Source organism: Lacrimispora amygdalina (genome assembly GCF_900205965.1).
In the GTDB taxonomy this organism is placed as follows: domain Bacteria; phylum Bacillota; class Clostridia; order Lachnospirales; family Lachnospiraceae; genus Lacrimispora; species Lacrimispora amygdalina_A.
Map to the genome: position 1 here is coordinate 31,874 of NZ_OAOF01000022.1, position 26,065 is coordinate 57,938.

Genomic DNA, 26,065 nt, shown 5'->3' on the forward strand with positions numbered 1-26,065 from the left:
TTTATTTCATTTTTATTATGTGATTTTTCCTTACACATTTGGGCTAAAACACATACTGCCGATTACCTTGGTAAGTAATCAGCAGTATATTTTGGGATCAGGTTTTTATTTTGCGGTTCTGGTTATAACAACTCCATTTACTACCCATTCGCCTTTTTCATTAACGGTGTATCCATCTGGTGTCTGGCAGTTTCTTAAAAGCCTTCCTCTTGCACCATCGGAGTTTTGATTGAAATAATAGCTTCTTTCTATTCCGTCATCTCCTTTAATCCAGTTCCAGCCAATAAGCATTCGGCCCAGCGTATTATCAGATACAGAATTTAAATAATATGTGTTTCCGTCTATTGGATCAATAAACCAGCTAGTCAGCATAAATCCATCCTTGTCAAATCGGAACCAATCAAATGGACTTTGTCCTTTTGATGTGTCAGCATATGGATTTGAAATAGCTGCCCATTCATTTGCGTAGGTTCTTCCAGCAGTAAATAACCATTTACCATTCACGGATTGTGTCCATTGTCCTGAAACTACATAGTCTGGGAGAGTAGCTTTTTGCGTTTTTGTTCCAGATGGTGTAACTCCTGTGGATCCGCCTCTGCCGCCTCCGCCAGAACTACTTCCACCTCCACCAGATGGCGTATAGGTATTATTTATGTATTTCAGATTAATCTTTATATTACTCTGATCTGCCATCCTTCCATCTTTCGAAGATGCTGTAATTACGGCATTTGTACTTGAAACATACTTTGATCCCGTTTCATAATATGGATTTTTTAAAGCTTCTTTAATAAACGAAGAGGCTTCATTACTGAATGTTGTCGCGTCAGTCCTTGATGGAGTTATAAATTTAATATTACCACTCTGGTCAACCGTTAATAAAGTACCATCTGACGTAGTGAATACAATATATTTTTCATTTGCATCAACAGAATTGATAATAGCTGATATTGATGTGTCTAAGTCACCGCTAAATATATATGTTGGATTAGAACGACTTCCAGATGCCGTTAGTGTAACATCTATTGTTTTTTCATTCTGAGACAATTTAACATCTTCATATCTAAAATTGACTATTACATTACAACTATCCTTCAAACTGGAATCCTTATTTGTTACATTTACTGTAACTTTCTTTTGACCGTAATATTTACCTTCCGCTACAATCTGTTTCATCCAGTCAGCGTTTATGACAGGTTCAATATTTCCGTTATCATCTACTTTTACAATAGAGGGCTTTTCACTTGACCAATATGAATTATTGTCCTGCCCTGGTTCAACATATATTTTTGACCTTAGTTTGCGAACATTGTTACCACTCCATACAACCTCCGAATTAACAGATCTTGATTTCTGTGTTAATACAATATCATATACTTGATCATGATTGTCCACGATTGCTTGATCATAACGGAAGTTTACTGTAATTAGACAGGTATCCGCCGTTGCACCTGTTGTTGGATGGGCTGCTGTAATTGTAACAGTTTTGGTTCCACTATGAGAAGCTTCTCCATATGTCTGTGCCTCGTCTATTATATTCTTAATCCAAGTGTCTTTATTGACAGTTACATTCCCGTCAGCATCAACAGTAGCAATACTCTCATCGGATGAATGCCATTTTGGAGTGATGTCTTTTCCATTTTCGTCATAAATATGAGCTTTTAACTTAACGACATTGCTTCCCGCCCAATGTGATTTTGCAGAATTCGTTTGACTATCCTGTATATATGCAATATTAAATGTTTCCTCGTGAGACTCTAAGACAGCTTTATCATAGCGGAAATTTATTGTTACTTTATAACTGTCTGTAGTTATTTTCCCATTGATTTCCTTCTTGGCTGTAACAATTCCACTTACACTACCTTTTGTTTCGTTTGAACCTATAACATCTTCCCAATTTCCTTTGATGGGAACCAAATATCCATTGCTATCAATTTTTGCATAATTTTTAATATCTCCGGACAATTGATAAGTAGCATCATTTTCCTTTACACCGTCGGATGTGTAGGTGGTATCTTTTAATTTCACAATTCCATATGACCACTTTCTGGTTTCAGGATTATTCACGGAATAATTTCCCTGTGTTGCAACTACGCCCAGTGTAATATTTCTATCTTTAACAGACGCTTTCCTGATATCGTAAGTTTCATTTGCCGTATTAGATGTAATAACTTCCGGAGATGCAGTATATCCATTAGGCAGTTCCGTCACAGTTTCCGCTTTCAGATCCGTGCCATCATATCGGAAATTGACTGTTACCGGAATTTCCTTTACTGAGGTCCCATTTGGTGTTTTTGCTTTTATAATAAGCTTTTTAATTCCTTTATTTCCTTCTGCCCTGTTTTCAATAATAGCATTAATCCAATTTGCACCTTTATTAACATTCACATATTTTTCGCCCGTTGAAGAATCACTAATTGAAATAATTCCATTACTTATGATTTCTCCTGTTTCATCATATATTGTAAATTGTGGTGTTTCTTCAGTACCTGTCGCCGTTGCATCAATTTCTTTACCATCAATACCAGTCCAAGACTGCTTTTCAGTTATATCAGTATCAGCCAAACTTATAGCAGTGTCTTTTGTCAGCACAGTTTCAAACTTAATTCCATCTTTTATTTCTGAATCCATTGTCTGTGCGACAAATGTAATATTAATATCTTTGTAATCAACTAGGCTTCCATTTCGATTAGATGTTGCAATAATTCTTACCGGGACCGTAGTTCCGTCTAACTTTCCACTGGATATCATGCTCTGAATCCAAGGAGAATAACCCAAATCATTTAACCCTGTTGTTTCGCTAAAACCTCTAACTATAATCTGCCCAGTATGAGGATCTATATATAAAACATCAGATACATTTAGTTTGGAACCTTCGCCTGCTTTTGGATTTGCCAATGACCATGTTACAGAATCATCATATGGCTGGTATAGTGGATCTTTATTATCTTTTCCCGGTGTAACCGTTGCTGTCATGATTTGCCCAATTCCATTTGCTAAAGGCGTTAAATTCACATCGTTTGTTCTAGTAATAACACGGCTTGTTACTTCTGAATTTTTATCTCCTTCAAAAGTATAATTAATTTTATAGCCGCCTATATTATTAGCATTATTAATCTTCACATTTGTAGGCATGATTTCAGTATTATCTACTGTTTTAAAGTTTACAATTACTTTGCATGTATCCGTAACAGAATTTGTATTATCATCATGGGCTGATACTTTTACGTATTTCTCGTATGTAGTAACATCACCTGGAACTTTCTTAAGTTCCTTCGTATAATTGGTGTCCTGATCTGTAATAATTGGAGCAATTGCTGCATTATCACAGCTGCTAGATGTTATTCCCTTTAATGTTACAGAGGCATTGTAATAAGCCTTTTCTCCAGTACCAGCGACAGAGACATTAATCGTACCGTCATCTGAGGTATTCTCATCATTTTCTACTGATTTATTCTTAATGTCTTCAAAAGATTCTCCAGCTTTTGGTGTTGATAAATACCATTTTACTTTATTATTATTAAAATAATCTGGATCAAAAGTTGCGGTTAAAGCGGATACTGTATTGCTCTTTGCATCAACAGTTTCTCCATTAATGGAATATACTGTGGTTGGATTTGCCCGGTCTCCTGATATTGTTCTTACTACGTTGTAAGTTATTGAATTTTTATTCATAGCAACATTATTAACAGATACATTCGTGTTATCTATTATATTAAGACTTACATCTATTTCAAGATAACCCTTAGGCGGATCAGATGGATCAATTCCATCACCAGATTGTGCAAGACCAGTAATTAAAGCGTGGTAATTATATGGACTATTAGTTGTAATAGAATCTTTATTACCCTCTGCTTTTTGTATTTGTCTTAATTTTTCAACCTGATTACTTAACTCAGAATCAGCTACATTTATTGTAAATTTCGCTTTTTTATCAGATGTCAATCCATTTGCGCCTACTGCATTATTAATAATTCTTGTATTTGCTGTATTATTCGTTGACCAAATAAGATTAAAGGAGTCATTCGACTTACCATTAATTAGGGAATCTACATAGAAATACTGATTGTTTGAATCTGTCTTTAAATCCACCTTCTCCCACTTGTTTCCATTTGCATCAGTGATGACACTACCGTTTTCATCTTTAGCTGTTACAAACCATTTGATTGTGGGATTGTCTCTATCTCCGCTTCTTTCCTGTGTAATATCAAATTTAATTTTTGACGGATTTAGTGTAACTGCTTTTGCAGCTGCTTTATAATCAGCTCCAATTACAACATCAGACTCAGGCATGGTAAGCCAATAGCCACCATCGTTATAAAGACCTTCTGTTTCCTCATATACTTCTCCAAAAGGTTCATATTCATTGTACTTATAATATGGATTTGGTGACTTATCTGGATCTAATCGAAATTGAACATTTCCATTTGATTGGTTTTTAAAAGAAACATAAACTCTATCTCCTGCTTTATACGCACCCAAATTATCTGCTGTTACAACTGGTTTGTAGCTTCCTTGAATCTGAGCTGTAATTTTGGCTGCAATGACTCCAGAAACCCGTGGCTCGTTTATCGTTAACAAGTATCCTCTCTCAGGATTTCCTTGATCATCAGCAGTATAATGATTGATAACAAAATTATTTTTATTTATTCCGGTTTTCATGATATTTAAAATCCCGTCTTCAAGGACTTCATAGAAATAATCATCTGACGGATTTGTATTAGATCCAGTAATCAGAGTGTACTTATTATCATCCTTATGCCAATAGCCAATATGAGCATCCAAACCATAGTTTGAATCATCCTGCAGCTTAGATCCACAAATTCCTGTATTTGCTTTTGATGCACTATCCGTGAACAAATATGCAATATTTCCATTTTCACCATAGGTGAACCCTGCTCCATTTACTCTCGTTCCTATGAAACAAGCTGAATAAGAATTTGTTGATGATGGTCGATTAACGCTTCCTGAAAATCTAGCTACTTTAATCTGTCCGCCATCATAACCACCAACAATACCTCCATTCGCATAGGCTGCCGTATCACCTATTTCACCCTTTTCCATTTCTGAATTATAAATATCGGAATTTTTTTGGATACCGACAATGCCACCAGAATAGGTCTTGCTATTTCCATATATATGATTGCCGGAACCCGTATTTGTGCTTACAAAAACATCAACAATGGATGTGTTTTTTGCATACCCTGCAATTCCGCCAACGGCACCATAATTGCCATCATTTGTGATACTGTAAACGCCTATATCTTCTGCATTACAATCTTCAATTACCGAGTTTCTCACACTAGCAGATGTTGATGATGACTCAATATAACCTACAATTCCACCAACGTTTCTATTACCTTTAACATGACCTCTAACAGTACAGTTTTTTATACTCGCATCCGTTGCTTTTCCAGCTAAGATACCGGTGTTTGTTGTTCCTTCGATTGTATTTCCATCTGTTTCTATAAGTAAATTTGTTACTGTTGATCCGGCTCCTAAATAACCAAAAAATCCGACATTCTCCTGCGATTTGATCTGGCTTGAAATTGTTCCAGTTATACCAACTGTATCATTGGTTCCAACTCCAAAATTTATTATTTCCGTACCATCTTCCGCAGTTAAGTGTCCTTTGAACGCTGTATAGCTTCCACCGGCATTTAAAGGAAATCCGACGGGTATCCATGCACCATTTAAATCATATGTACCAGATTCAATTTTGTAATATTTATCAGAGCCATCTTGACCTTGTGCCACATAAGATGCAAAGCCTCTTAGATCATCAACACTATTAATAATATAAGGTTCTTCTTCTGTTCCTGCACCATCACTAAGAAAATCTGCTTTATCTCCATACCCTTCTGGCCACATATTGCCAATAGCACTCAATAAAGAAACTTTTAAATTTGTTAATGGAAGTTCAGAGTTTTTTAGGCTTGTTCCTATATAATTAAGCAAGGACATAGCTGAGTCATAATCAGCATTTTTCACATATTCAAGAACATAATTATAATTAAACTTTTTCTTTATTTCATCTTCGTCATTCTCTATATAACGCTTAAACCATTCGTTAAACTCATCTGATTCTAAATCAAATTCCGGATAATCTTTTTTTGCCTCTGATGAAGTTGCAGTATTCTTAGTTATCTTATCATACCAGGAATTAAGTTCATCATCCGTTGCTTTTAATATCCATGACCAAAATTCGTCCGATGCATACTCTGGATATGTCTCGCTTGAATCCGTTTTTTCATTTTCCAGCACCTCATCTTCTGTGTCTTTTTCTTCTTCAGTGTTTTTTTCATCAACAAAAGAAAAGACATCTTCATCCTTTACAACTTCTTCTGACGTTGCCAATTCTTTATTTAATTCTGCTGGTTTATTGTCGTTTTCTTCTTCATTTTCTAGTCCTACTGGTTCATCAGCCGTTATTGCAGAAATATTTCCAGCTTGTAACGGTGAAGCAACCGAAGTGAATACCATACTAGAACTAAGAGCTACGACTAAACAGCCATTAATTCTCTTCTTCTTTTTCTTTTTCACTTTTAACCTCCTGAAAATTTTAATAATAGTTACATAGTTACTGTAATTCATACGATTAGTCATATTTAGTATGTAGTAATTCTTATTTTTAATATTTTTTATTTCTATTCTTTCTCTAAAATTTAATATAATGAGAATTTACTATTTGTTGTCTAAAATATTATGATGGATAAAAGAAAAATTAATGCTTATTTTAAAAAACAAAAAAAGAAATCCTAATCAAAGGATTTCCATAAAATCATTCATATTGCATCATTGAAAACATTGGTCGAATACCAGTATCACTATAAGAATTTTCTTCTGTACTTGAAACAACTTTAGGTGTAATTGTCCCATCCTTTAAATCAACAACATAGATTTTATCATCGGTATCATATTCAGGAGTCCTAAGCCAATACGAAGAACAAAATGCGCCTATTTGAGTTTCAGGATTCTCGATATTACTTCCATCAAATTTCCATAAGTAATCTTTTAATAATATCGCCTCATAAACAGAAGGTATAAATAACTTTGATTCCATATACTGCGTTGCCATACTGTGTTTCTTTAATAAACCTTCGTTAAAATTTGAAAAACCATTTGTCTGTGTCCGGCCACTATAGGATTCATCAACACCAATATTTACAGTTTCTGTATTTAAATCAGATGTATTAGCTTCCAACCATGTTTTAATATTTGAATATTTATAATTATTGTTACTTCCAAAAAATAATGTTTCCATTTGCTCGGTAGAATCATCATTAATAATATCTGCTGGAATCACACTTTCACTTAAAAACAAAGCCATCTTTTTCGTTTTATCCTTATATGCTTCATTCACGCATCGGAATAAATATATTTTTCCATTGATCTCGCGGGATTGAATATCACCAACTTTCCATGAATAAGACGGTTTTTCAGTATCTTCAGGTTTATTTAAGAGTATAATAGGTCTCGCCGCATAATTCGAAGCTTCGTTTGCTTTAATCTCTGTTCCGTCTGATAATATAATATTGCTTCCGCTCACTGTTTTCGTTAGATATGCTCCACTTGGGAACAAATATTTATTTTCTGCATTCTTCTTGTAGGTTTCAATTTCATTTTTTGTTAAAATAGAAATTCTATCACTATTCATTGTTTGAAGTGAAGCTTTTATCCCAGTTAGTCCGTCCGCAAAGACATCATTTAAAAAATTGCGGAGTGCTGAATTTTCAAATTCAACTTGATTGTTGTAAGAATATTGTCCATAAATGGAAGAATCAATATCTTCTTCACTCATATACAACATTTTTCCCGTACCTTGATAATTATCATCAATACATACAAATTTATATGACCTGGTTCCAGAATCCAGGGAACCGGAATTAAATTCAACCTGTATCTCGTCTCCAAGTATTTGATCAAATGACCTTGTACCACATATATCACAAATGGAATCATGATTTAAATCAATATGGCCTTTTGCCGGAATAATGGTTGTTATTTCCTTCCCGCATTTACGGCATCTCAAAGTTCTGCTTCCATTAATCAAACATTTGCTCGGCACTTCTTTTATTACTTCCCAATCATGTTCACAGTTAGTTTCTTCCCATCTTCTTGATATATGTATTTCTGATATATAATATACAATTCCTTCAAGTTCAAAAGTATCAACAAGTTCATTGCTATAATTCGTCAAATTATACTTTGCCATCATTGTTCCGGGATTTAAGTTATGAATATTATAATTTTTCCCAATTATATAAAACTTTTTTTCTTTGGTGTCCGATATTTTAGATGTTAGATTTTCAAAAAGCTTTAAAGCTTCACTTCCATCTCTAACTACCATATCCTCTTTCGGATTTTCAAATGTTTTATGATAAGTAATAATATTTTTATTATCATTTAATGACAAAGCATTAATTTTTATAGTCTTTGGAGATGTTTCATCAGCCTCCCATTTATTTCCCTCTGCATCTGTGAAATTATTAGGATAAAACGCGGAAAATTCAGTTTGTGTCTCATTAGACTCTGATGCTGCAAAGCCTGAATAAGGATTAAATAAATCCTTGCCTTCCTCATCTTGAAAATATAAACTATAAGCTGTTTTTTTATAACCTTGAGAACTACCTGATTTAAACCTTGTATAGTTAACCGTTTTTTGAATCCCATTCTGTGATAAATTAAATCCCTCAATTGCTTGTGTAGGGACAATATAATTTGGCAGTTCAGGGATTGGTATATTAACATACGAATTAACGGCTCCAATACCAACTCTAAATCCAATATCATTCCACGAATTCTTTTCTTTATAGATAATTGAATATGATAAAGGAGTCATATTTAAAAATTCATTTCTGGCAATTTGTGACTTGTTTTTCCATTCTTCTAGTTTGACCTGAGAAGTATTGCCCTTTTGATATTCGATTACTATTTGATGATACACGGTTCCTGGTTGGATCTCTTTATATGGAGATTCTTTCTTTGCTCTATAAACTTCTCCATTTAATTCTATTATCTTTGGATAATCGATAACTAAACTCATATTTTTTAATGAGAATCCACTAACTGCAGGTAATAACTGTCTTCCATTCTCATCATTGAAAACAACAAGCCATTCATTACCATCATATTTTCCAGTTACAGCGTTTTTTTCCGGGCCAGGGAAGGCCGTTCTTTTATATACTACCTCAATATCATTTTTCTCTTCATTTTCAGAAATAGTGAGTTTTGTAACTGATGGGTCTTTTATTCCATATTCTATTGTTGAAAAGTTATTTCTAAAAGCAACCTTTTCTCCGGCCTTACCATATCCTGTCGTGATTCCCAAAACAGCACCAGTATCTTCAGCGATATATTTAATCGTGTATGAATAAATTCCTTTTTCCTCAGGTATAGGTTCCTCTTTATTTACATATTCAATCGTAAAAGAATTGTAGTCTGTTCCTATAACTTCAAACATTCTAGGACTAGTTCCTACGGATTTCCATAATGAACCATCCGCAGTTCTTATTGTTTCATAAAAATAAATAGGGATTGTATCTCCAATTGCTGCAGTTCCTGTCACGTTATTTAAAATATGATTGGTATGGTTATAAGCCTCAACATATTCAATCGTGAACGGAACCTCTTTTTTATCAGGATTATAATCAGATTCTTTTTTATAGTACAAAGATAATTCATTATTAGATTTAACAGAACTAATCTTTACAGTATCTGGTATATTTCCCAATAGTACATATTCATTTAATTCAATTCCGGTAAGACTAATTTCTTCATTTAACTTTCCAAAATAAGTCAAAGTCCCTATTCTTTCTTTTGTTGTAATATCAACTTGATATACGGTAAATGAATATTCCTCTCCCAATTTATTCTTTGTAAAATATATATCAAACGTCATGCCTTCTTCAACTACTGGAAAAGAATAATCTTTTAATATTGTATATCCCATAATCTGATAATCAATTTTGACTGTTTTTCCTGCTTCAATACTGTCTGTATATGTTCCAATATTATCTCCATTTTCATGGTTATAACAATTTACCGTATATGTATAGATCTCTTTTTCTGCCTCTGATGGTGTTTCTGCTTCTGTCTCCTCTTTGTTATTATAGTAGATCATAATTATCATATTGTCCTCTGTAATCTGATAATTAGTTTTCTGATCAGAGCAGATCTGATAATTATTAAATTTGGGAAAATCAACTGTAATTTCAGAATCAGCCTTTACAACTCCATCTTTTTCTCCAATCATTTTATCCGTATTCTTATCAATATATTGAATAGTAAATGAATATTCAGCTACTTCTTCAACCTCTCTCTCATAATAAACATTTATAATCTTATCATTTCTATCAAGATCAAAGGTTTTTAACTGATCTTCCATTTGCTTATATCCATCGATTTCAAAATAATTAATACTAATGGTTTCTCCCTTATTTCCTTTATATGTTTCTGCTCTTATTATCTCATTTGTTTCGGAATCTCGATAATTTATCGTATATGAATAATAAGTCTCTTCTGGAATCTCTATGTTTTTTCCATAATATAGATTAAAAACCATTTTATCTTTAGACACCATTGCTGACAAATTTTGTCCTGGAATCATTTCATATTGGTCTAAATTATAATTGAAATTTACAATCTCATCTTTTGAAGCAGTTAAAGCAAAAGTATCTATAATTTCTAGTGTTTCATTATCAATACAATTTATTGTATAGGAATATTTTTCAGTTATATTTTCATTATTATTTTTATCCGTTGATCCAGATCCCGAATTTGATTTTGAACCAGATCCAGAGCTACGCCCTCCACCTCCGCCACCACTTCCACCGGACATACCGGATTTTATAGAACTTACTGTAGTTGATCCCACTCCCGGTCCAATTCGTGTATTATAACCTTTTCCTTGAATATAAACAGCACTTCCGTCTTTTACCCATTCACCATTTTCGTTTACCGTAAAGCCATCTGGTGTAGTTGTATTTAATAATAATCTACCATCAGAATCAAGGTAATAACAATATCCATTAATCCATTGCCAGCCGGTAAGTACGTTACCATATGTACCATCATGAAGTGTATTAAAAAAATACCAGGTGTTATTAACCAGCTTCCAGCCGATAGCCAATGAGCCGATGGGATCTCCCGTATTCGGATTTAGATAATAGCTTTTACCATCAGCACCCTGAAACCACCCTGTTTTCATGTTTGAATTCTCATCAAGATAGTACCAATTTCCATCAGTGTCCTGCAGCCATTCTTTAGCTGCTTTCGATCCATCATCATAGATCCATTGCCAATTATTATCCGGCGTCTGCTGCCAACCTGCTGCAAAAGATTGAAATGTTAATGAAGAAATCAAGGCTGCTGAAATACATAATGTTGATATTCTTCTTATTTTTTTCACAAAAAACCTCCTTACTTAATTGAAAACACATATCCTTTCGTTAAAGATATACCATATCAGTTCTTTATTATTATGCCTTATTTGCTTTGAAAAAAGGATGAATGATAAATCTTTTTACTAGTCTGCATGATTATTTAAAACACAACATTTCGTCATCACTTTCACTAGTAAACTAAATTCCTCTAAAATCGCCACATTTAACATGCCATCATTTTTAAAAATATATGTATAAAAAAAGGGCTATTGCCCTTTTACATCTCAATACGATCAACTGCGTATTCCTTAATTACCTCCTTCATATCATCATGGCTTACACAACTGATAATAATCATATCATATAGTACCTTGATTTCGTCTCTTGTTACAAAATCTAATAACATTCTAAATGATTTCTTATCAAGATGGTCCGTATCATCTAAAATTAGTATTCTGGAATTACAAAAGCTGTTAATTAAATCAGTCAGTACGAGCTCCGCAAATATTCGTTCGCCATTTGATAGATTACTAAAAGGTAAAAATTCAGTCCCTGTTTTTGGCTTAAACAGAACTTTTAAACCATCTTCCGGAATAAACTTTGTCTCAAATCCAGTTTTTAACAAGTTTGCTCTCTCATTACAGGATATTTCGAGAAATTCAGCAAATGATTCTAAAAACTCTTTAATAACAGGCCCTTTTGGTTCCAGTGCTTTTACTAAGAAATCATAAATTGTACAGAATCGTTTTAAACGCTTAGATTCCTTGTATTCAGCTTCACAATCATAGTACCGTCTTAGCAAATCCAACTTTTCCTGAAGAGCAGTTTTTTCTTCGGAGTAGTCTTTCTTAATTTCGAATTTTTCAGGTTTAATTGGAAGAACAATAGGGTGAGCTTTGATTTCATCTAATTCTTTCTTTAAAATGATTTTTTTGTTATATTTTTCCTTATTTTTTAAATAAACATCTACATCGTTTATCAACGCCTCACGTAGTTCATTAAATTCAGTGATCGTCTGCTTGATTGTGTTAACCGATTCCTGATTTTCAAATATAGCTTCTTCCAGTTCATCCCTAAAGTCCGTTTTATCAGTTTTACAAATCAACTTTTTACTTATAGGACATACCGGTTTATCTAACTGCAGAATTGTTTGCTGTAAACGTTTAATGTTATCATTTAAAGTTTGTAGTATTTTCTCCTGTTCAATAATTTTTTTATTTAAAATTTCAATATCATTCTGGTTTTTCTTGTATTTCTCTGTATTTGGTAAAGTCGCTTTATTCAAATCAATTTCCAGTTCAATTCTTGCTATTCTTTTTTCCTGTTCCTTTTTATTTTCCATTGCCTTGTTATAATCCCTAACCGAATCTTCATATGCCTTAATGTTTTTCTCCACACCGATTATTTCTTCCAGCTTTTTTCTTAATGCACTTTCTGAGTATTCTGGTTTAGTAATTTCAAGGAAATCTTTTGATCTTGAAACCGCTGCTTTATGTAAAGCTGTATATTCTCTTTTTGTAGCACGGGCTTCTTCATAAGCCTTATTGATGTCTTCAAGTGTAATGATCTTTCCACTAAATAAATGTCTGATCTCAGTAATAACATCCGCGGGAAGATCTTTCTCCTCTTTTTCTTCCTCTGCCATAACTGCTTTCTTTTCTTTAGAATCTATATTTTTAAATATATTGATTAATTCAGTAAAACTTTTTTTCTCTTCTGATTCATTTAAAAAGATATTTCCAAACTCGGAAGGTTTTAATTTGGTTAGAACCTCTGAAGATGTTGCAATTTTCATAATCTCATTTCCAACACTGGAGATTTCTGAAATATACTCCTCTGAAGCTCCTACACCTACTTTTCTTCCAACAATTTTAACAGATTTCTTACTAGGTCTTGAAATTTCACGTTCAATACATAATTCTTCACCACAATCCAGCATTACGGAGGCCGTCGCAAAGCCATTTCGAATTGGACTTGTGGGTAGTTCTCCCGTTAGCCCAAAACGCAGAGCTTGAATTAAGGAAGTTTTTCCTGTACCAACAAGGCCATCAATAACAGTTACCGTATTGTTAAACCTATGATTAAAATCTTCGATTCCTTTAAAACCTTTAATATTAATACCTTCAATTTTCATTTTTTATTCTCCTTTATATCATTTATTCTTCGATATAATGTGATTTATTTTATAAAAATAAAAAAAGCCGCTAATCGGCTTTTCAAGTTGTTGCTCCAATTCTATTTTCATCATTAATTTTCTTGGCTAATTTTAGCTGCTCTGGATATGTCAAATTCTCAAACATTTTTTTATGAGACAGCATTGTATCAACCATAGTAAACCATTCTTCTTCGGAAAGCGCCATCGAAATTTTCTTTTTACTGACTGCTTTGCTCATTACAATTTCATTTGTACCCTTACTTCTATCTACAGGAGCAAAACAGTTATTAATAGACACTGTAAAAGGCATACCTTTGCTTCCATCATAAGTTACCAAAATATCATAAATTGTATATCGACCATCGCCATCCAATGGTTTTACATTCTTTGGTGGACATGAGTAGATTTCAATAATTGGTAACTCTCCTTCATTTGTAACTGAAGAACTAGAGGAAACAATTAGTTTTCCTTCTGCACTAAGTTTTAATGCCTCATCAATTGCATCTATCTGGATCTGATTTTTCGGATATTTCTCGACATTATCAATCAACCATTTTTTTTGATTTTCCAACTTTTCTTTATTTGACTCTGACTCTGATAAAATTTCAGCTGGCGTTTTTCCTTTTAATGTTCCACTTGTCATTTTCACTGTATATGCAGCACTGCTGGGAATATCTTCAGACTTAGTTACTTTATTTACTGATTTTAGTTTATTTTTGAGAGCCTCAGCCATTACCATACTTGTTTTTTTATAGATATATGAAACATCTTTCGCAGGAATATTGAATGTTACAAATTTTCTATCGGTTCCTTCTTTTGTAATAAGTGTTCCTTTAAATACAGAATATCCTTCATGCATTTCTAATGGTGCAGCAGGCTCTCTCTCTTCATTTTCTTCCTGTGGAGAAAATAATCTTGCCTCCATTCCGAATGTTCTAATAATGGTTTTGCTTTTATGTACGATGCTATCAATCTGAAATGGGTATTTTGTTTTCATGTTATATCTCCTATATATTTAATTTATTCCTTTTTCTTTGTTAATCTGAATTGTTTTTTTTCTTACCATTTCTGCCAAACTAGTCCGTTCTTTTATTGGTTCTGGTATGGCTTCCATATCTAAAACTTTTAATCCAAATGATGTATTTCCATTAAAATAAGAAACATCTAAAGTTCCTATAATATTTAAATTCTTTGGCTGTCCAAGTTCGATGTACTTTTGATTCTGAAAAAATGCATTCGCATAAGTTGATAATCCGAAAAATCTCACATGTTCATTTTCAGAACCAGATACTTTAAACATCGAATTGTCTTTCGGGAATAAGTGATAATCGCGAATCAAAAATATCGGTTCTGGATTTCCTTCTCCATACGGTCCATATTTGTCAAGCTCTTCTATCATTGATTCCACTTCGCTTTCCTGAATTTCTAAATCATACATCAATTCTTCAGGTTCAAAGCTAAATTCTCCGATATTTTCTTGAATATGTTCTCTGAACTCATCAAGCTTTTCTTTTTTTATACTGAGTCCAGCCGCACCAGGATGTCCTCCGTATCCTAATAAATCATTACTGCATGAATCCAGTAATTGCTTTAAGTGTACATCTTTCACGCTTCGTCCACTGGCTTTTAATACGGTAATATCTTTGTGAGAATCAGTAAAAACAATACTTGGTACGTTGTATTTTTCCGTTAAATGTCCAGCAATAATTCCAATTAATCCCTCATTAATGTCTGGAATATATATGACAAGAGGCGCATCTCCATACATAGCATTGTATTCAATAATCTGTTCTGACTTTTTGTCTGCCGCACGAACCTGTAACTGCCTCTCCCTATTTACTAGAATCATATCTTTTGCCATATCTTCTGCGGTTGTAAGGCTACCATTAAAGCATATCATCTCCATAGCCTGATCAGCTTCCTTTGGCGCAACTGGTGCACCAAGACGTCCGCAGGCATTGATGGCCGGGCCAATGGAATATCCAATATCATCGGCAGTAATTCTTTTTGAGATATAACATTGTTCAAGCAATTTTCCGAGGCCGGTTGTCCTGCTTTTATATACCAATAAATTCTCTAGGCCTTTTTTTACAATCTTTCGGTTATCTTTTCTTAATTCCACAACGTCAGCGACCGTCCCAATAGCAGCAAAACATGATAAACGATTTAAAATGGCTTCATCATCCATAAACAACTCTTCTGCAATTTTATAGGTAAGTCCAGCACCGCAATAATTAACGAAATCAGCCTGATCTTCAATTGCATGAGGGTCAATAATAATGTCTGCCTCTGGAAGTATTTTATTTTTATCTTCATCAAGCACAGGCATATGGTGATCGACAATAATAACATATATGCCTTTTTCTTTGGCCTTTTTAATTGCTTCTATAGCCGCTATTCCATTATCTACTGTAATTAAAATGCCCTCATCAATCTCATCAATGATATTTAGATTTAAACCATAACCCTCAGAATGTCTTTTTGGTAATCGAATTCTGTGTCTGATACCAAGGCTCTTTAAAATGTACTCCCATTCGGATGAGCTAGTTACACCATCTGCATCATAGTCTCCAACCACAGTGATAAAAATGTCTTTTAATTTGGCATCTCTTAACACATTGATGACCTTATCAATATCTTTTATTTTATAGACCGTTTTATCATCCAGAAGCTCTTCTTCCGATATTCCTGGATTATTTGCCAAAACGATTTCCTTAATCGTATTAAATTCTGGATTTCTCTTTCTCCATTTCATTAGCCTCTCCTTTCATATAGATAGATTGAAGAATTATCTCCATACTATCTTTAATTTGTAAATATATAATGGCAGAAAAACATTCATAATAACGTTGACTATAAATATTAAGGAGTTTATATGAAAAAAAAGGTTATCTATCACATTGTTTTTCTTTTATTATTTGCTTTCTTTATTATTTGTTCAACATTACTTATTAATTATTATAGTACAGGATATAAAAATACATTGAAAATAAAAAAAGTAAAGAATATAACAGAAAAAATATCGGAAAGAGAAATTGAAGATTTTTATGAAACTAATCTCAACAAACAAATTTCGGCTTCACAAAAAGATAGAATAAAAACATTTTTATCCTATAAAAATTTTAAAAATATTAATGCTGATTATTGTGGTTGGTTACATATTCCAGATACAAAAATCGATTATCCCGTTTTGCAGAGTCAAAGCATACAAGATTTTTATTTAGATCATGATTTCTATCAAGATAAAAATTCGTCAGGATCTATCTATCTTGATAATGCTTGCATTGTCGGATATTCAAATAATTATATTATTTACGGACATCATATGAAAGATGGAACTATGTTTGCAAGTCTGAATAAATATCAATCGAAAGAGTACTACTTAGATCATGATAAAATGCAATTTGATACCTTATATGATATCGGAGACTATCAGGTAATTTCAGTACTAAAAATGTCAGAAAGTGATTTGAATCATTCATCTTCTTTTTTGTTAGCAGAAACAAAGGACAAGTTTAATCAACTTACTGAATTTATTAATAAAAACAAAATATATGACACAGGGCAAAAAGTTTATTTTGGAGATAAATTATTGACTTTAATTACTTGTGAATATAGCTACAAAAATGGAAGAATTCTAATTATTGCCAAAAGAATAAATGAAATCACATAATACTATTAAATTAAATAATAAAGGTGGATTATAATGATAAAAAATTTATGTGATTTGATTGAAGTCTATTGTGATAATGGGCATGAAGAACCAATTTTTATGTACATGAAAGATGGATCTGATATGAATAAAGATTCTTTTTATGCATGCCCTAAATATTATCCAGAGAACCGAAATGATAACGAACGGGCATGTAACAACAATCTTACAATTACTGATTACATTAAAATGGTAGATTTCATAGATAAGAAGATTACAGCAGCAGAATTAAATGATGAGAAGATTAATTTAACAAATTTTACGTTTAAAGTTGGTATGGTTCAATATCGGATCATGCAGCATACTGAAAAAAAAATCAAAGTAGCAATCCTTAATAAACGTGCTATAAACAAATAATTTAAAAAAGAGGCTTACGGCCTCTTTCTTTTTTCATATTATTTTTCTTATAATAAACCACGAGAACAACAATAAATATTGTTTTAAATTGAATCCCAGAAAAATCCCAATGATCTGTTTCGATAAATTAACACACATGTTAATTATTCTCTGCATGAACCCGGCTGGTTGATTCCAAGTATCCAAAAGCAGAGAGAAATTAAACCCAGGGAGAAATAAATATAAAGCAATCACTATAAATAAAATAATTTTAATTGTAGATCCTCTGTATCCTCCTCTGATTTTTCTCTTAACCCTTTTAAGCCATTTAATTACTTTCCTTAAATAAGGCGTAATCACCTTGCTGGCTCTCATGACTGTCATAATTATTTTTAATTCCGTTCCCATAACTTTCCTCCTATTAGCATTATTACTTTATTATGTATATTATTTTCCAACATCAAAAAAAGAGCCGGCGGCTCTTTTTCTTATCTGTAGTGATTTATCCTACTATTATTTTAACTTTTTTTCTCATTTCTTTAAATAAGTCATCTTCTGTCATTACACCAACTATATCAAATATTTTCTTCTTTAATGATTCCATATCAATAGAATCGACATTTCCATTCTTCGCTCTCCATTCGTGTTTGAGTTCATCGTAGAAAAAAGTGCCCTGATCTGTATTGATATAGACTCGCTTTAAATTTTGAGAAGGAGAAAAATAACTAACTGATAACAAATTCGCATCTTGCCTTGGAATTTCCTTTCTTAATTCTTCTTTTTTATTTTCCTCATCTATGTAGTTCTTTCCATCTTTTAGTAAACTTTCAAAGATAGAGATTGTAGCTGTTACATCGCCTAGCGCATTATGAAAATCTATACCATCGTCTTTCTCATAATATTTTGTAATGATACCTAATTTATAGGAAGATTTCATTTTACCTGTTTTTTCATCTTTTACCATTACTTCTTCTGGCGGAACAATCGTCTTTGCGTATTTATATACGTCAATGCTTTCTCGAACCTGAAATGCGTAGCCATATTCGGAATACAATGTTTTCATAAAATTATTATCGAATGTGTTATTGTTATACCCAGCAATGATATCGCTCTCTTTTATAAAGTTTCGCATTTTTTCAATAGCGATTTCTTCATCAATACCTTTTTGCGCCAATAGTTCATCTGTAATATGATTTATCTTTGTAATCTTTTCCGGAATGCTAAATGGGCATTTAATAAATAAATTAATTCTGTCAAGTTCCCGATTATTTTTTAGATCATACCGCATAGCTGCAAACTGTATAATTCTATCATTCTTATGACTTCTACCAGTTGTTTCAAGATCATAAAAAACAAAGGAATCTGAGTTTTCAATTAAGGATAATAACTCTTTTGTTCTTGAGGTATCCTTCCACTTTTTATCTATCATTTTTTAAACAGCACTGTACACGAATTCTTTCGTGAACAGCTCAATCTCCTCTCTTTTCTTTTTTATTGGATCCCTTTTCTGCGGGCATACTCTCTGGCAAAATCATATTTGGGAGAACGACTTTGCTTTAACACAAAAGTAAACCAAGTTGGATTTGACTCCCATACCTCCTCTATTGCCTTGTCTTTGTATGTTCCTATAGGAATTAGCAATTTTCCAAGTTCTTCAATTGAATAGTTACTAAAGTCTTCTTCACCTTCCGATTTTTCATTAGTTTCATCTGGCCCTAAATCAGATTCATCTGAGTATTCCGGTGAATTCATTTCAAAGTTTTCATCTGCTTCTGTAATCGATTCTTCCACCGCTGCTACCTCTTCGTTAGGAGGAAGCACAATACCCGAGTCATCAATAACCGAAGTAGCAGCTGAAGTTTTGTCTTCTCCTGGCAGTAGACGTGGCCATTTTAAATATGATTTTACTGCTGAATCCATAGCGGACTGGATTGCCTGAGTAAGTGGGTGTTGTTTCACAAAAGCATCCTCTTTTTCTAGATGTTCCAGGCTTACATCATTGCAACCATATACTTTTCTTCCTTTAATATCAGTGATTGTACATTTTACTGCACAGTAGCTTGCAGAGGCTGTAATAATCTGGATATCATGATTTACATCCAATTCTTTTGGCATACGGTTATATAGAATGTCTTCAAGACTCTCATGCTTAATTCCTTTTTTCCCGTTTCCTGCATCATATAGATTTACATCAAATTCAATATCTTCGACGGCATCAGTAATTTCACTTCTAATTTTCATATTATTCTCCTTTTCTTAATTTTCTGTCACTTATATGATGTAATTATCCTTACAAATATAAATAAAAAAACCACATAAAGTGGTTTTTGTCTTATGGAAGCAAAACAAAATCATAACCGTTATAACTTGGGTTTCCATTATAAGGCTTATTCTCACCGCAGATAATCACGGCTTTTGCTTTCTTTCCATCCCTTTCACCTAATACTTTCTTAGCTCTGTCTGCTACATTGGTTCCCTCGTTATTCCAAAAGGTGATTGATACCCAAGTGGGCTCTTCATCATTTTTTGTCTTTATTGGCATAGAAGCTCTCACAAATCTACCATCAGGATCTTCAGTCAGTCGAACAACACCCATAAAGATGTTTCTTTCTTTTGTTTCATCTGTTGCCGGAATAATCCAGTGTCCCTGGTATTTAAAGTTATTACCAATCAGCTTTCCTTCATTATCGTATACATCAACTGTTATGATAGATCCTTCCTTCACTTTGGCTGCAACAATGCGATCCGCCATCTTCACTGTCTCATTATTCCAGAAAGCAATAGATAAAACCTCTTCTTCTTCCTTCTTCTCACCTGGATTCCATACAACACCTTTCAGCTCAATATTAACTACGTTTCCGCCAGTTGCCGGCTTTACAGAAATAACCTCACCAAGAACAATTCTTCTTTTTTCATTGATTTTTGCAATATTTAATTTTAAACTCATAATGTACTCCTCTACTTTCTTTATTTATGTATCATATATAACATGTGTTTTTTTTATCTTAAATAACTAATATATCTCCATCTGAGAAATCATAATCCAAAACATTTCTCGCCGTATTTGAAATTTGTTCAACAACCAATTTATTTTCAACTTCAATAGTACTTGATAATGTCAAAAAGGTCTGCGCGATATCATAGGCAGTATAATTAATTTCAGGATTAATACCTACAATCAGCTGATCAATCAACGCCTTTTCACGCTTTTTGCCTATTGCTCTAACCAGTCCGATTTTCTTTGATACATCACGATATAAAGAGGTCATCTTCTTAACCCGCACAACTTTCGTCATAGTTGAATCTGTAATATCAATTGTCATTAATTTAGCCAATTTTTCTGGATAAATACGATATTCAGGGAAAATACGGTTTGCCAAAACTTCCATAATTTCTTCCATTTTTAATTCTCCGGCATGTATCTGGGTAAATTCATTTTCCATATAAGTAAGATTCCCTCCAAGTCGAAAATAACCTTTTATTCGCAAAGCCGATTCTCCAATATCAGAAGTCTCAATCATAACACCCGGGATTATTTCATCTGGTAGAGAATACTCTTCTGAAAAGTCATTTCCACACTCTGGAAAATCAAGATAAATTCTTGTAACCGAATGATCTATAACCCAATTATTGCATTCCGTCATTCCTAAATCTTTTTTAGCCTCATCTGATACCTTATTTACTATGTCCAAGATGACGCTTTGAGGAATGACCATATATTTATCACTCATAACAGCAAAAACTTTAGAAGCCTTTGTTTCAGGGTCAGTTCTTAAAATTGTATATACTGATACAGGTTTTGAAAATTTATTTGCAATTGCTAAGTCCCTAATTAAACCTGGTTCCAAGAAACTGTAACCGCTATATTTAATACGGCTAGCAATTGTACCAATCGCCTTTTCAGAGATAGGCATGTAATTTCCTTTTGAAAATAGATCCGAAGACTTTGCCGGACTGATTTTCTTATTTGAAAAAAACACCATAAGCCCATTTTTTAAGGTCTCATCCGTTGTCGTCTCATCATAAACAGCGCTAATTGCACCTTTATTGATTGTGTAGTTTTTTAAAGAAAAAGCAGTTTTGGTTTTCCTCCATAAATTTCTGGTATTCAATGGAAAGGCAATAAGCTCTGCTCCTGTATCCGTAATATTTAAAAAATTAAAATCATCCATATTTGTTTCTACAATCTCTGTTTGAGAAGATAGCTTTTTAATCTGTTCTATAAAATCCTCAAACAAGGTTCCTGATTTATTCCAATTATCATTCAAAAAATTCATTAATTAATTTCCTCCTAAAATAATATAAATGTCATCTAACAAATAAGCTTTGTCTTCTTTAAGACAATTCATGGTCTTCCAAAGAAGTTTTACTTCTAAATATGACTTTGTAGTAAAAGATCTTTGAATGCTCTCAGCTAATTTATTTTTATCTTCTTTCGAAATTATATTCTGTTGATATAATTCCTGCAGTAATTCTAATAATTTCTTACTCTTTACTACTGAATACATATCAAACTCCTTTTATCAAAATATTGTTCTTTTATATAATGTAATAATTTAAAACCCTGTAAATGAAGCTTTTATGTTTTGATTTATAAATAAAAAAAGGGATCTCTCCCTTTTCTCTTTGTAATCATTCACTTGGGCTGCCGAAAATACGTTTAAAAGTATCTTCACTTGCTGAATTTTCTATTGCTTCAATTTCTTCTATGGTTCTACAGTTTAATAGATATTCAGTGCAGTATGGGACAATCTCCATTGCCTGATCTGGCCATTCATATTCTTGACCACATTCTTCACATACTGTTTTTTGCGTAAATTCTCTGGTTTGGATCATCCCGTCTATTAAAACAGAAGAACCTTTCATTAAGAATTTGGCATCACTCTCCGCACTTTCTCCCTGCGACTTTATCCATGGGAAATCTGTCTTAATTTCTGGTGGATCTTCTTTTACTCGGAATTTTCTATTTAAAGCAATCTGATATTGCGTTTGACATAACCCATTTGGGTGTCTGTAAAACTGTGGTTCGTTGCATATATTTCCAGCAACAATACATTGATTTGATATCTCACACTTTTTCTTCAAAAGTTCAAAGCACTGATCTTTAGTTAAGTCTTTCTCTATTGCACAGATGTGAATTGGTGTAATATATAATAAAACACCTAACTTAGAATTTTGATGCCCACAATGTTTACAACTAGTTGTCCGTTTTATATCCTTTGTACTAATCGTCCCTTTCACTTCAACCATATCATTCTCATGCCAAGTTGACATTTCATATATCATATCTTGATTCTTTGTGAGAATAATTGGACAATCATATTTGAAGTTACTTAATGTGTCATCATCAATACTTCTTTCACCACGTATTGTTGTCAACATGCACTGACCTCTTAAAAAATTTCCATCACCATCTGTAATAATCTTTGGATTTTTTGTTACTTTGCCATATAAAAATACAAAATTGTGTCTCGCCATAATTTTACCCTCCTTCTGAAAATATGTCATTTGCGTATTAGCTTTTTACTTATTTTTCTGGCTCTGTCAAAATATCTATAATATAATGTAAGATTTTTTAATAATGATTTATTTTCATACTAAAAAAAGAGGGAAGAACCCTCTTTTTATGCACTTTTTTGAGCGTCATACGACTTATTCGTTAAAATATCTTCCTTAACATAAAAGTAAGTCTTTCTAAACTCTCCATTCAGTTTATCATAAACCGTTAATGGATGGCCAGAATCACACAGATATCCCTCCAGCCGCAGCTCATTCAATATTTTATTCCATTCCATCATGCTGTTAATTGTAATTCGTATATCATTTAAATCTGGCTGAATAATCTTTACACTATCAGCAAAGAAGTTTAAATAAACATCTCCTTTTTCAGGGCTTTCTTCTTCATCGTTCTCAGAATCATTTTCCGCCGATTCAATCTCTTTTTCATTTACATAACCAGTCAGCCTTACAATCGCATCTTCCTCTAAAAGTTCTCCAAATTTTGCATAAGCTTTTGTGAAGCAACATACTTCAATGGTACCCGTTTTATCTTCCAGGGTAAATATTGCCATTGGTTTATTATCAATTTTTCTTGCTGTTATCTTTAAATTTGCTATTAAACCGATAATGTTGATCTTTTCTCCGGTTTCAGACAACTCAGAAATAGAAACACACCCAAGCTCTTCTGCGGTTCTGTACTCATCCATGGGATGTGCTGATACAAAAAATCCTAACACCTCTTTTTCTGCCTTTAATTTTGTTTTCATATTTTCAGGCGTATCGACAATTCGAATAACTTCAAATTGCTTATTTAAAAGAATAAGAGCCTCTTCAGCATTAATTAGTTTTTTTTCAGATTTTTTATCTTCTGGCGTTTCAGCTAAGACTTCACGCAATTTCTTTACTTCGGCTTCCTTATCTGTTATTTTAGAAACAATCGTTGCAGAGGCATTATAATTATTCATCAATGCATGACGGTTTGGATTAAATTCGTCCATAGCTCCTGCCTTGATTAAGTTCTCCGCCGTTGATTTATCCGCAACATTTCTACGCAAGAATTCTTTAAATGAGGAATACTCACCATTTTCATTTTGATCATTCATGATCTTCATTACAGAAGCAATTTTTGTTCCTTTGATTGAGTCAAGACCAAATAAAATCTTTTCCTTATAAATAGTAAAACCAATTCCTGAAAGATTAATTTCTGGCGGCATAACCTCTATGTCAATTTCCCGGCAGTCATTTAAGACCGATGGAATTTTCTTAATAGGTGAACAGTTTAACACTGCACACATATAGTCAGCAGGATAATAATACTTTAAATAAGCTGTAATATAGGAAAGTACTGCATACGCCGCTGCATGAGACTTGTTAAATGCATATTTTGCAAAATCGATCATCTGATCAAATAGTTCATTTGCAACTGTTTCACCAATACCACGGGCCAAACATCCTTCTATCTGCCTTTCTGGATTCCCGTAAATAAAATCTTTTCTTTCATGCTCCAGTTTTTCCGTTTTCTTTTTAGACATATATCTTCTTACATTATCTGCCTGTGACAGGCTATAACCAGCAAGCTTTTGCACAATTTCCATTACCTGTTCCTGGTATATTATGACACCATATGTCTTATTTAAAATAGGTTCTAACTCTGGACATAAGTATTTGATGCGTTCCGGGTGCGCTTTTTGTTCGATATACTTCGGAATAAAATCCATAGGACCTGGGCGGTATAATGATACTAAAGCAACCAAGTCTTCAAAGCAGTCCGGTTTTGCTTCCTTAAGCATACTTTTCATGCCACCTGATTCGAACTGGAATACAGAACCAGTTTTTCCCGAAGCAAATATGTATTTGAAAACTTTTGGATCAAACGGCAGATGCTCTACATATATATCTACTCCTGTTCGCTGTTTTATACTTCGTATTGCCATTGTTACAATTTTTAAATTTCGTAACCCTAAGAAGTCAAATTTCAATACTCCATGAATATCTTCCGCCTGCGTCATATTACACTGAACTTTCATATCTCCTGATTTTTCATCTCGCATTAATGGGATATAATCATTAATAGGATTTCCATCAGCAATGATAACACCGGCTGCATGCATTCCGTAGTTTAAGAACACGCCCTCAACCATCTTTGCCTGGTCAATAATTTCATTGGCATCTTTTTTCATGGCTTTTGTTTCAGGACTATCACCGTCTTTTTCTTTAAAAGCTTCCCTTAGTTCATCTTCACAAATTGCAAAACTCATATTAGGTTTATTAGGAATCATTTTTGCGATTTTGTCAGCTAACGAAAGGTAATAATCTGATTTGTCTCTTTCAATCCCAAGAACTCTTGAAACATTTCTCACGGCACTTCTTGGAGCCATAAATCCTTTTGTTACAATATTGGCTACTGTCTCAACGCCATATAATTTTTTACAATACTCAACTACCAGATCACGAATGTCTGGACTAAAGTCAGAGTCAACGTCCAATTAAATATTATTTTTCAATAATATGCAGACTATATCTTCTTTTAACTACTGTTAAAAGTTGATGCACTTCCACCGGTAACTCATCTTCCGGCGTACTCCTCAAAGAGGATAGTCGTTACATTTTGATTTGTCATATTATGAGTAATCATAAACAACAAATCCTTAACACGGTATTACCTGCTATCCATATCTGGACCGTAGGCTTTCTTAGTCAGCTACTTCGTCTTTGAACTATTTTGCGATAGGCTATATATCTTGTTGTAACATTTCATATAGCAGTCTTATTCAACTGATACCGTTAGCAATTACCTCTTATTGAAATAATCACACCCTTGAGTAATAAGGTTCACATCAAATGCCCGACGTTTCAGGCATGCTAACTCTGTCTTTATTAAGAAACACGTTGTTATTAACGCAGAGCTCTTTATCTCCGCCTCTGGAGGTTTCCCTCATTTTCATCGAATGGTCATTTCCATTCCAGGTTAGACTATATTAT

Annotated in this window: 15 protein-coding genes; 2 read left to right on the forward strand and 13 right to left on the reverse strand. The window is 33.2% G+C overall.

Annotated features, from left to right (window positions below; all coding sequences use genetic code 11):
• Positions 1-105 precede the first annotated feature (105 nt).
• The 5 genes from CRO04_RS21695 to CRO04_RS21715 form a co-directional block, all read right to left on the reverse strand.
• Positions 106-6,540, reverse strand: coding sequence for a hypothetical protein (locus CRO04_RS21695; protein WP_097006339.1), 6,435 nt, complete (start codon positions 6,538-6,540; stop codon positions 106-108).
• A 238-nt stretch (positions 6,541-6,778) separates the two neighbouring features.
• Complete coding sequence (locus CRO04_RS21700; protein ID WP_097006340.1) at positions 6,779-11,407, reverse strand: DUF6273 domain-containing protein; 4,629 nt, start codon at positions 11,405-11,407, stop codon at positions 6,779-6,781.
• A gap of 251 nt (positions 11,408-11,658) precedes the next feature.
• Complete coding sequence (locus CRO04_RS21705; protein WP_097006341.1) at positions 11,659-13,515, reverse strand: AAA family ATPase; 1,857 nt, start codon at positions 13,513-13,515, stop codon at positions 11,659-11,661.
• 82 nt (positions 13,516-13,597) lie between these two features.
• Complete coding sequence (locus tag CRO04_RS21710; RefSeq protein ID WP_097006342.1) at positions 13,598-14,533, reverse strand: hypothetical protein; 936 nt, start codon at positions 14,531-14,533, stop codon at positions 13,598-13,600.
• Positions 14,534-14,551: 18 nt separating this feature from the next.
• Positions 14,552-16,291 carry a single-stranded-DNA-specific exonuclease RecJ gene (locus CRO04_RS21715; RefSeq protein WP_097006343.1) on the reverse strand — a complete coding sequence of 580 codons (1,740 nt, stop codon included), beginning with the start codon at positions 16,289-16,291 and terminating at the stop codon, positions 14,552-14,554.
• Between the two features lie 120 nt (positions 16,292-16,411).
• Between CRO04_RS21715 and CRO04_RS21720 the strand changes: the two genes are divergently transcribed.
• Both CRO04_RS21720 and CRO04_RS21725 read left to right on the forward strand, forming a co-directional pair.
• On the forward strand, positions 16,412-17,209 hold the full coding sequence (locus CRO04_RS21720) for a class B sortase (protein WP_097006344.1): 798 nt from the start codon (positions 16,412-16,414) through the stop codon (positions 17,207-17,209).
• Between the two features lie 33 nt (positions 17,210-17,242).
• The gene (locus CRO04_RS21725; RefSeq protein WP_097006345.1) at positions 17,243-17,605 is read left to right on the forward strand and encodes a hypothetical protein; all 363 of its coding nucleotides are present in this window, start codon (positions 17,243-17,245) and stop codon (positions 17,603-17,605) included.
• A 33-nt stretch (positions 17,606-17,638) separates the two neighbouring features.
• Here the strand turns inward: CRO04_RS21725 and CRO04_RS21730 are convergent, their stop codons facing one another.
• The 8 genes from CRO04_RS21730 to dnaE all read right to left on the reverse strand — a co-directional run bounded on the left by CRO04_RS21730 (position 17,639) and on the right by dnaE (position 25,569).
• A complete protein-coding gene (locus CRO04_RS21730; protein ID WP_097006346.1) occupies positions 17,639-17,992 on the reverse strand; it encodes a hypothetical protein in 354 nt (117 codons plus the stop codon).
• A 94-nt stretch (positions 17,993-18,086) separates the two neighbouring features.
• On the reverse strand, positions 18,087-19,013 hold the full coding sequence (locus CRO04_RS21735; RefSeq protein ID WP_097006347.1) for a PolC-type DNA polymerase III: 927 nt from the start codon (positions 19,011-19,013) through the stop codon (positions 18,087-18,089).
• Between the two features lie 62 nt (positions 19,014-19,075).
• Positions 19,076-19,825, reverse strand: a complete 750-nt coding sequence (locus CRO04_RS21740; RefSeq protein ID WP_097006348.1) for a hypothetical protein — start codon at positions 19,823-19,825, stop codon at positions 19,076-19,078.
• 91 nt (positions 19,826-19,916) lie between these two features.
• The gene (locus CRO04_RS21745; protein ID WP_097006349.1) at positions 19,917-20,531 is read right to left on the reverse strand and encodes a hypothetical protein; all 615 of its coding nucleotides are present in this window, start codon (positions 20,529-20,531) and stop codon (positions 19,917-19,919) included.
• A gap of 58 nt (positions 20,532-20,589) precedes the next feature.
• Entirely contained in the window at positions 20,590-21,861 is a 1,272-nt protein-coding gene (locus tag CRO04_RS21750; protein ID WP_097006350.1) for a hypothetical protein, read from the reverse strand.
• Between the two features lie 3 nt (positions 21,862-21,864).
• Positions 21,865-22,092 (reverse strand): hypothetical protein, encoded by a 228-nt coding sequence (locus tag CRO04_RS21755; protein ID WP_097006351.1) that lies wholly within the window; start codon positions 22,090-22,092, stop codon positions 21,865-21,867.
• A gap of 124 nt (positions 22,093-22,216) precedes the next feature.
• A complete protein-coding gene (locus CRO04_RS21760) occupies positions 22,217-23,062 on the reverse strand; it encodes a single-stranded DNA-binding protein (RefSeq protein WP_166432640.1) in 846 nt (281 codons plus the stop codon).
• 146 nt (positions 23,063-23,208) lie between these two features.
• Positions 23,209-25,569, reverse strand: a complete 2,361-nt coding sequence (dnaE, locus tag CRO04_RS21765) for a DNA polymerase III subunit alpha (RefSeq protein ID WP_097006353.1) — start codon at positions 25,567-25,569, stop codon at positions 23,209-23,211.
• Positions 25,570-26,065: the final 496 nt, after the last annotated feature.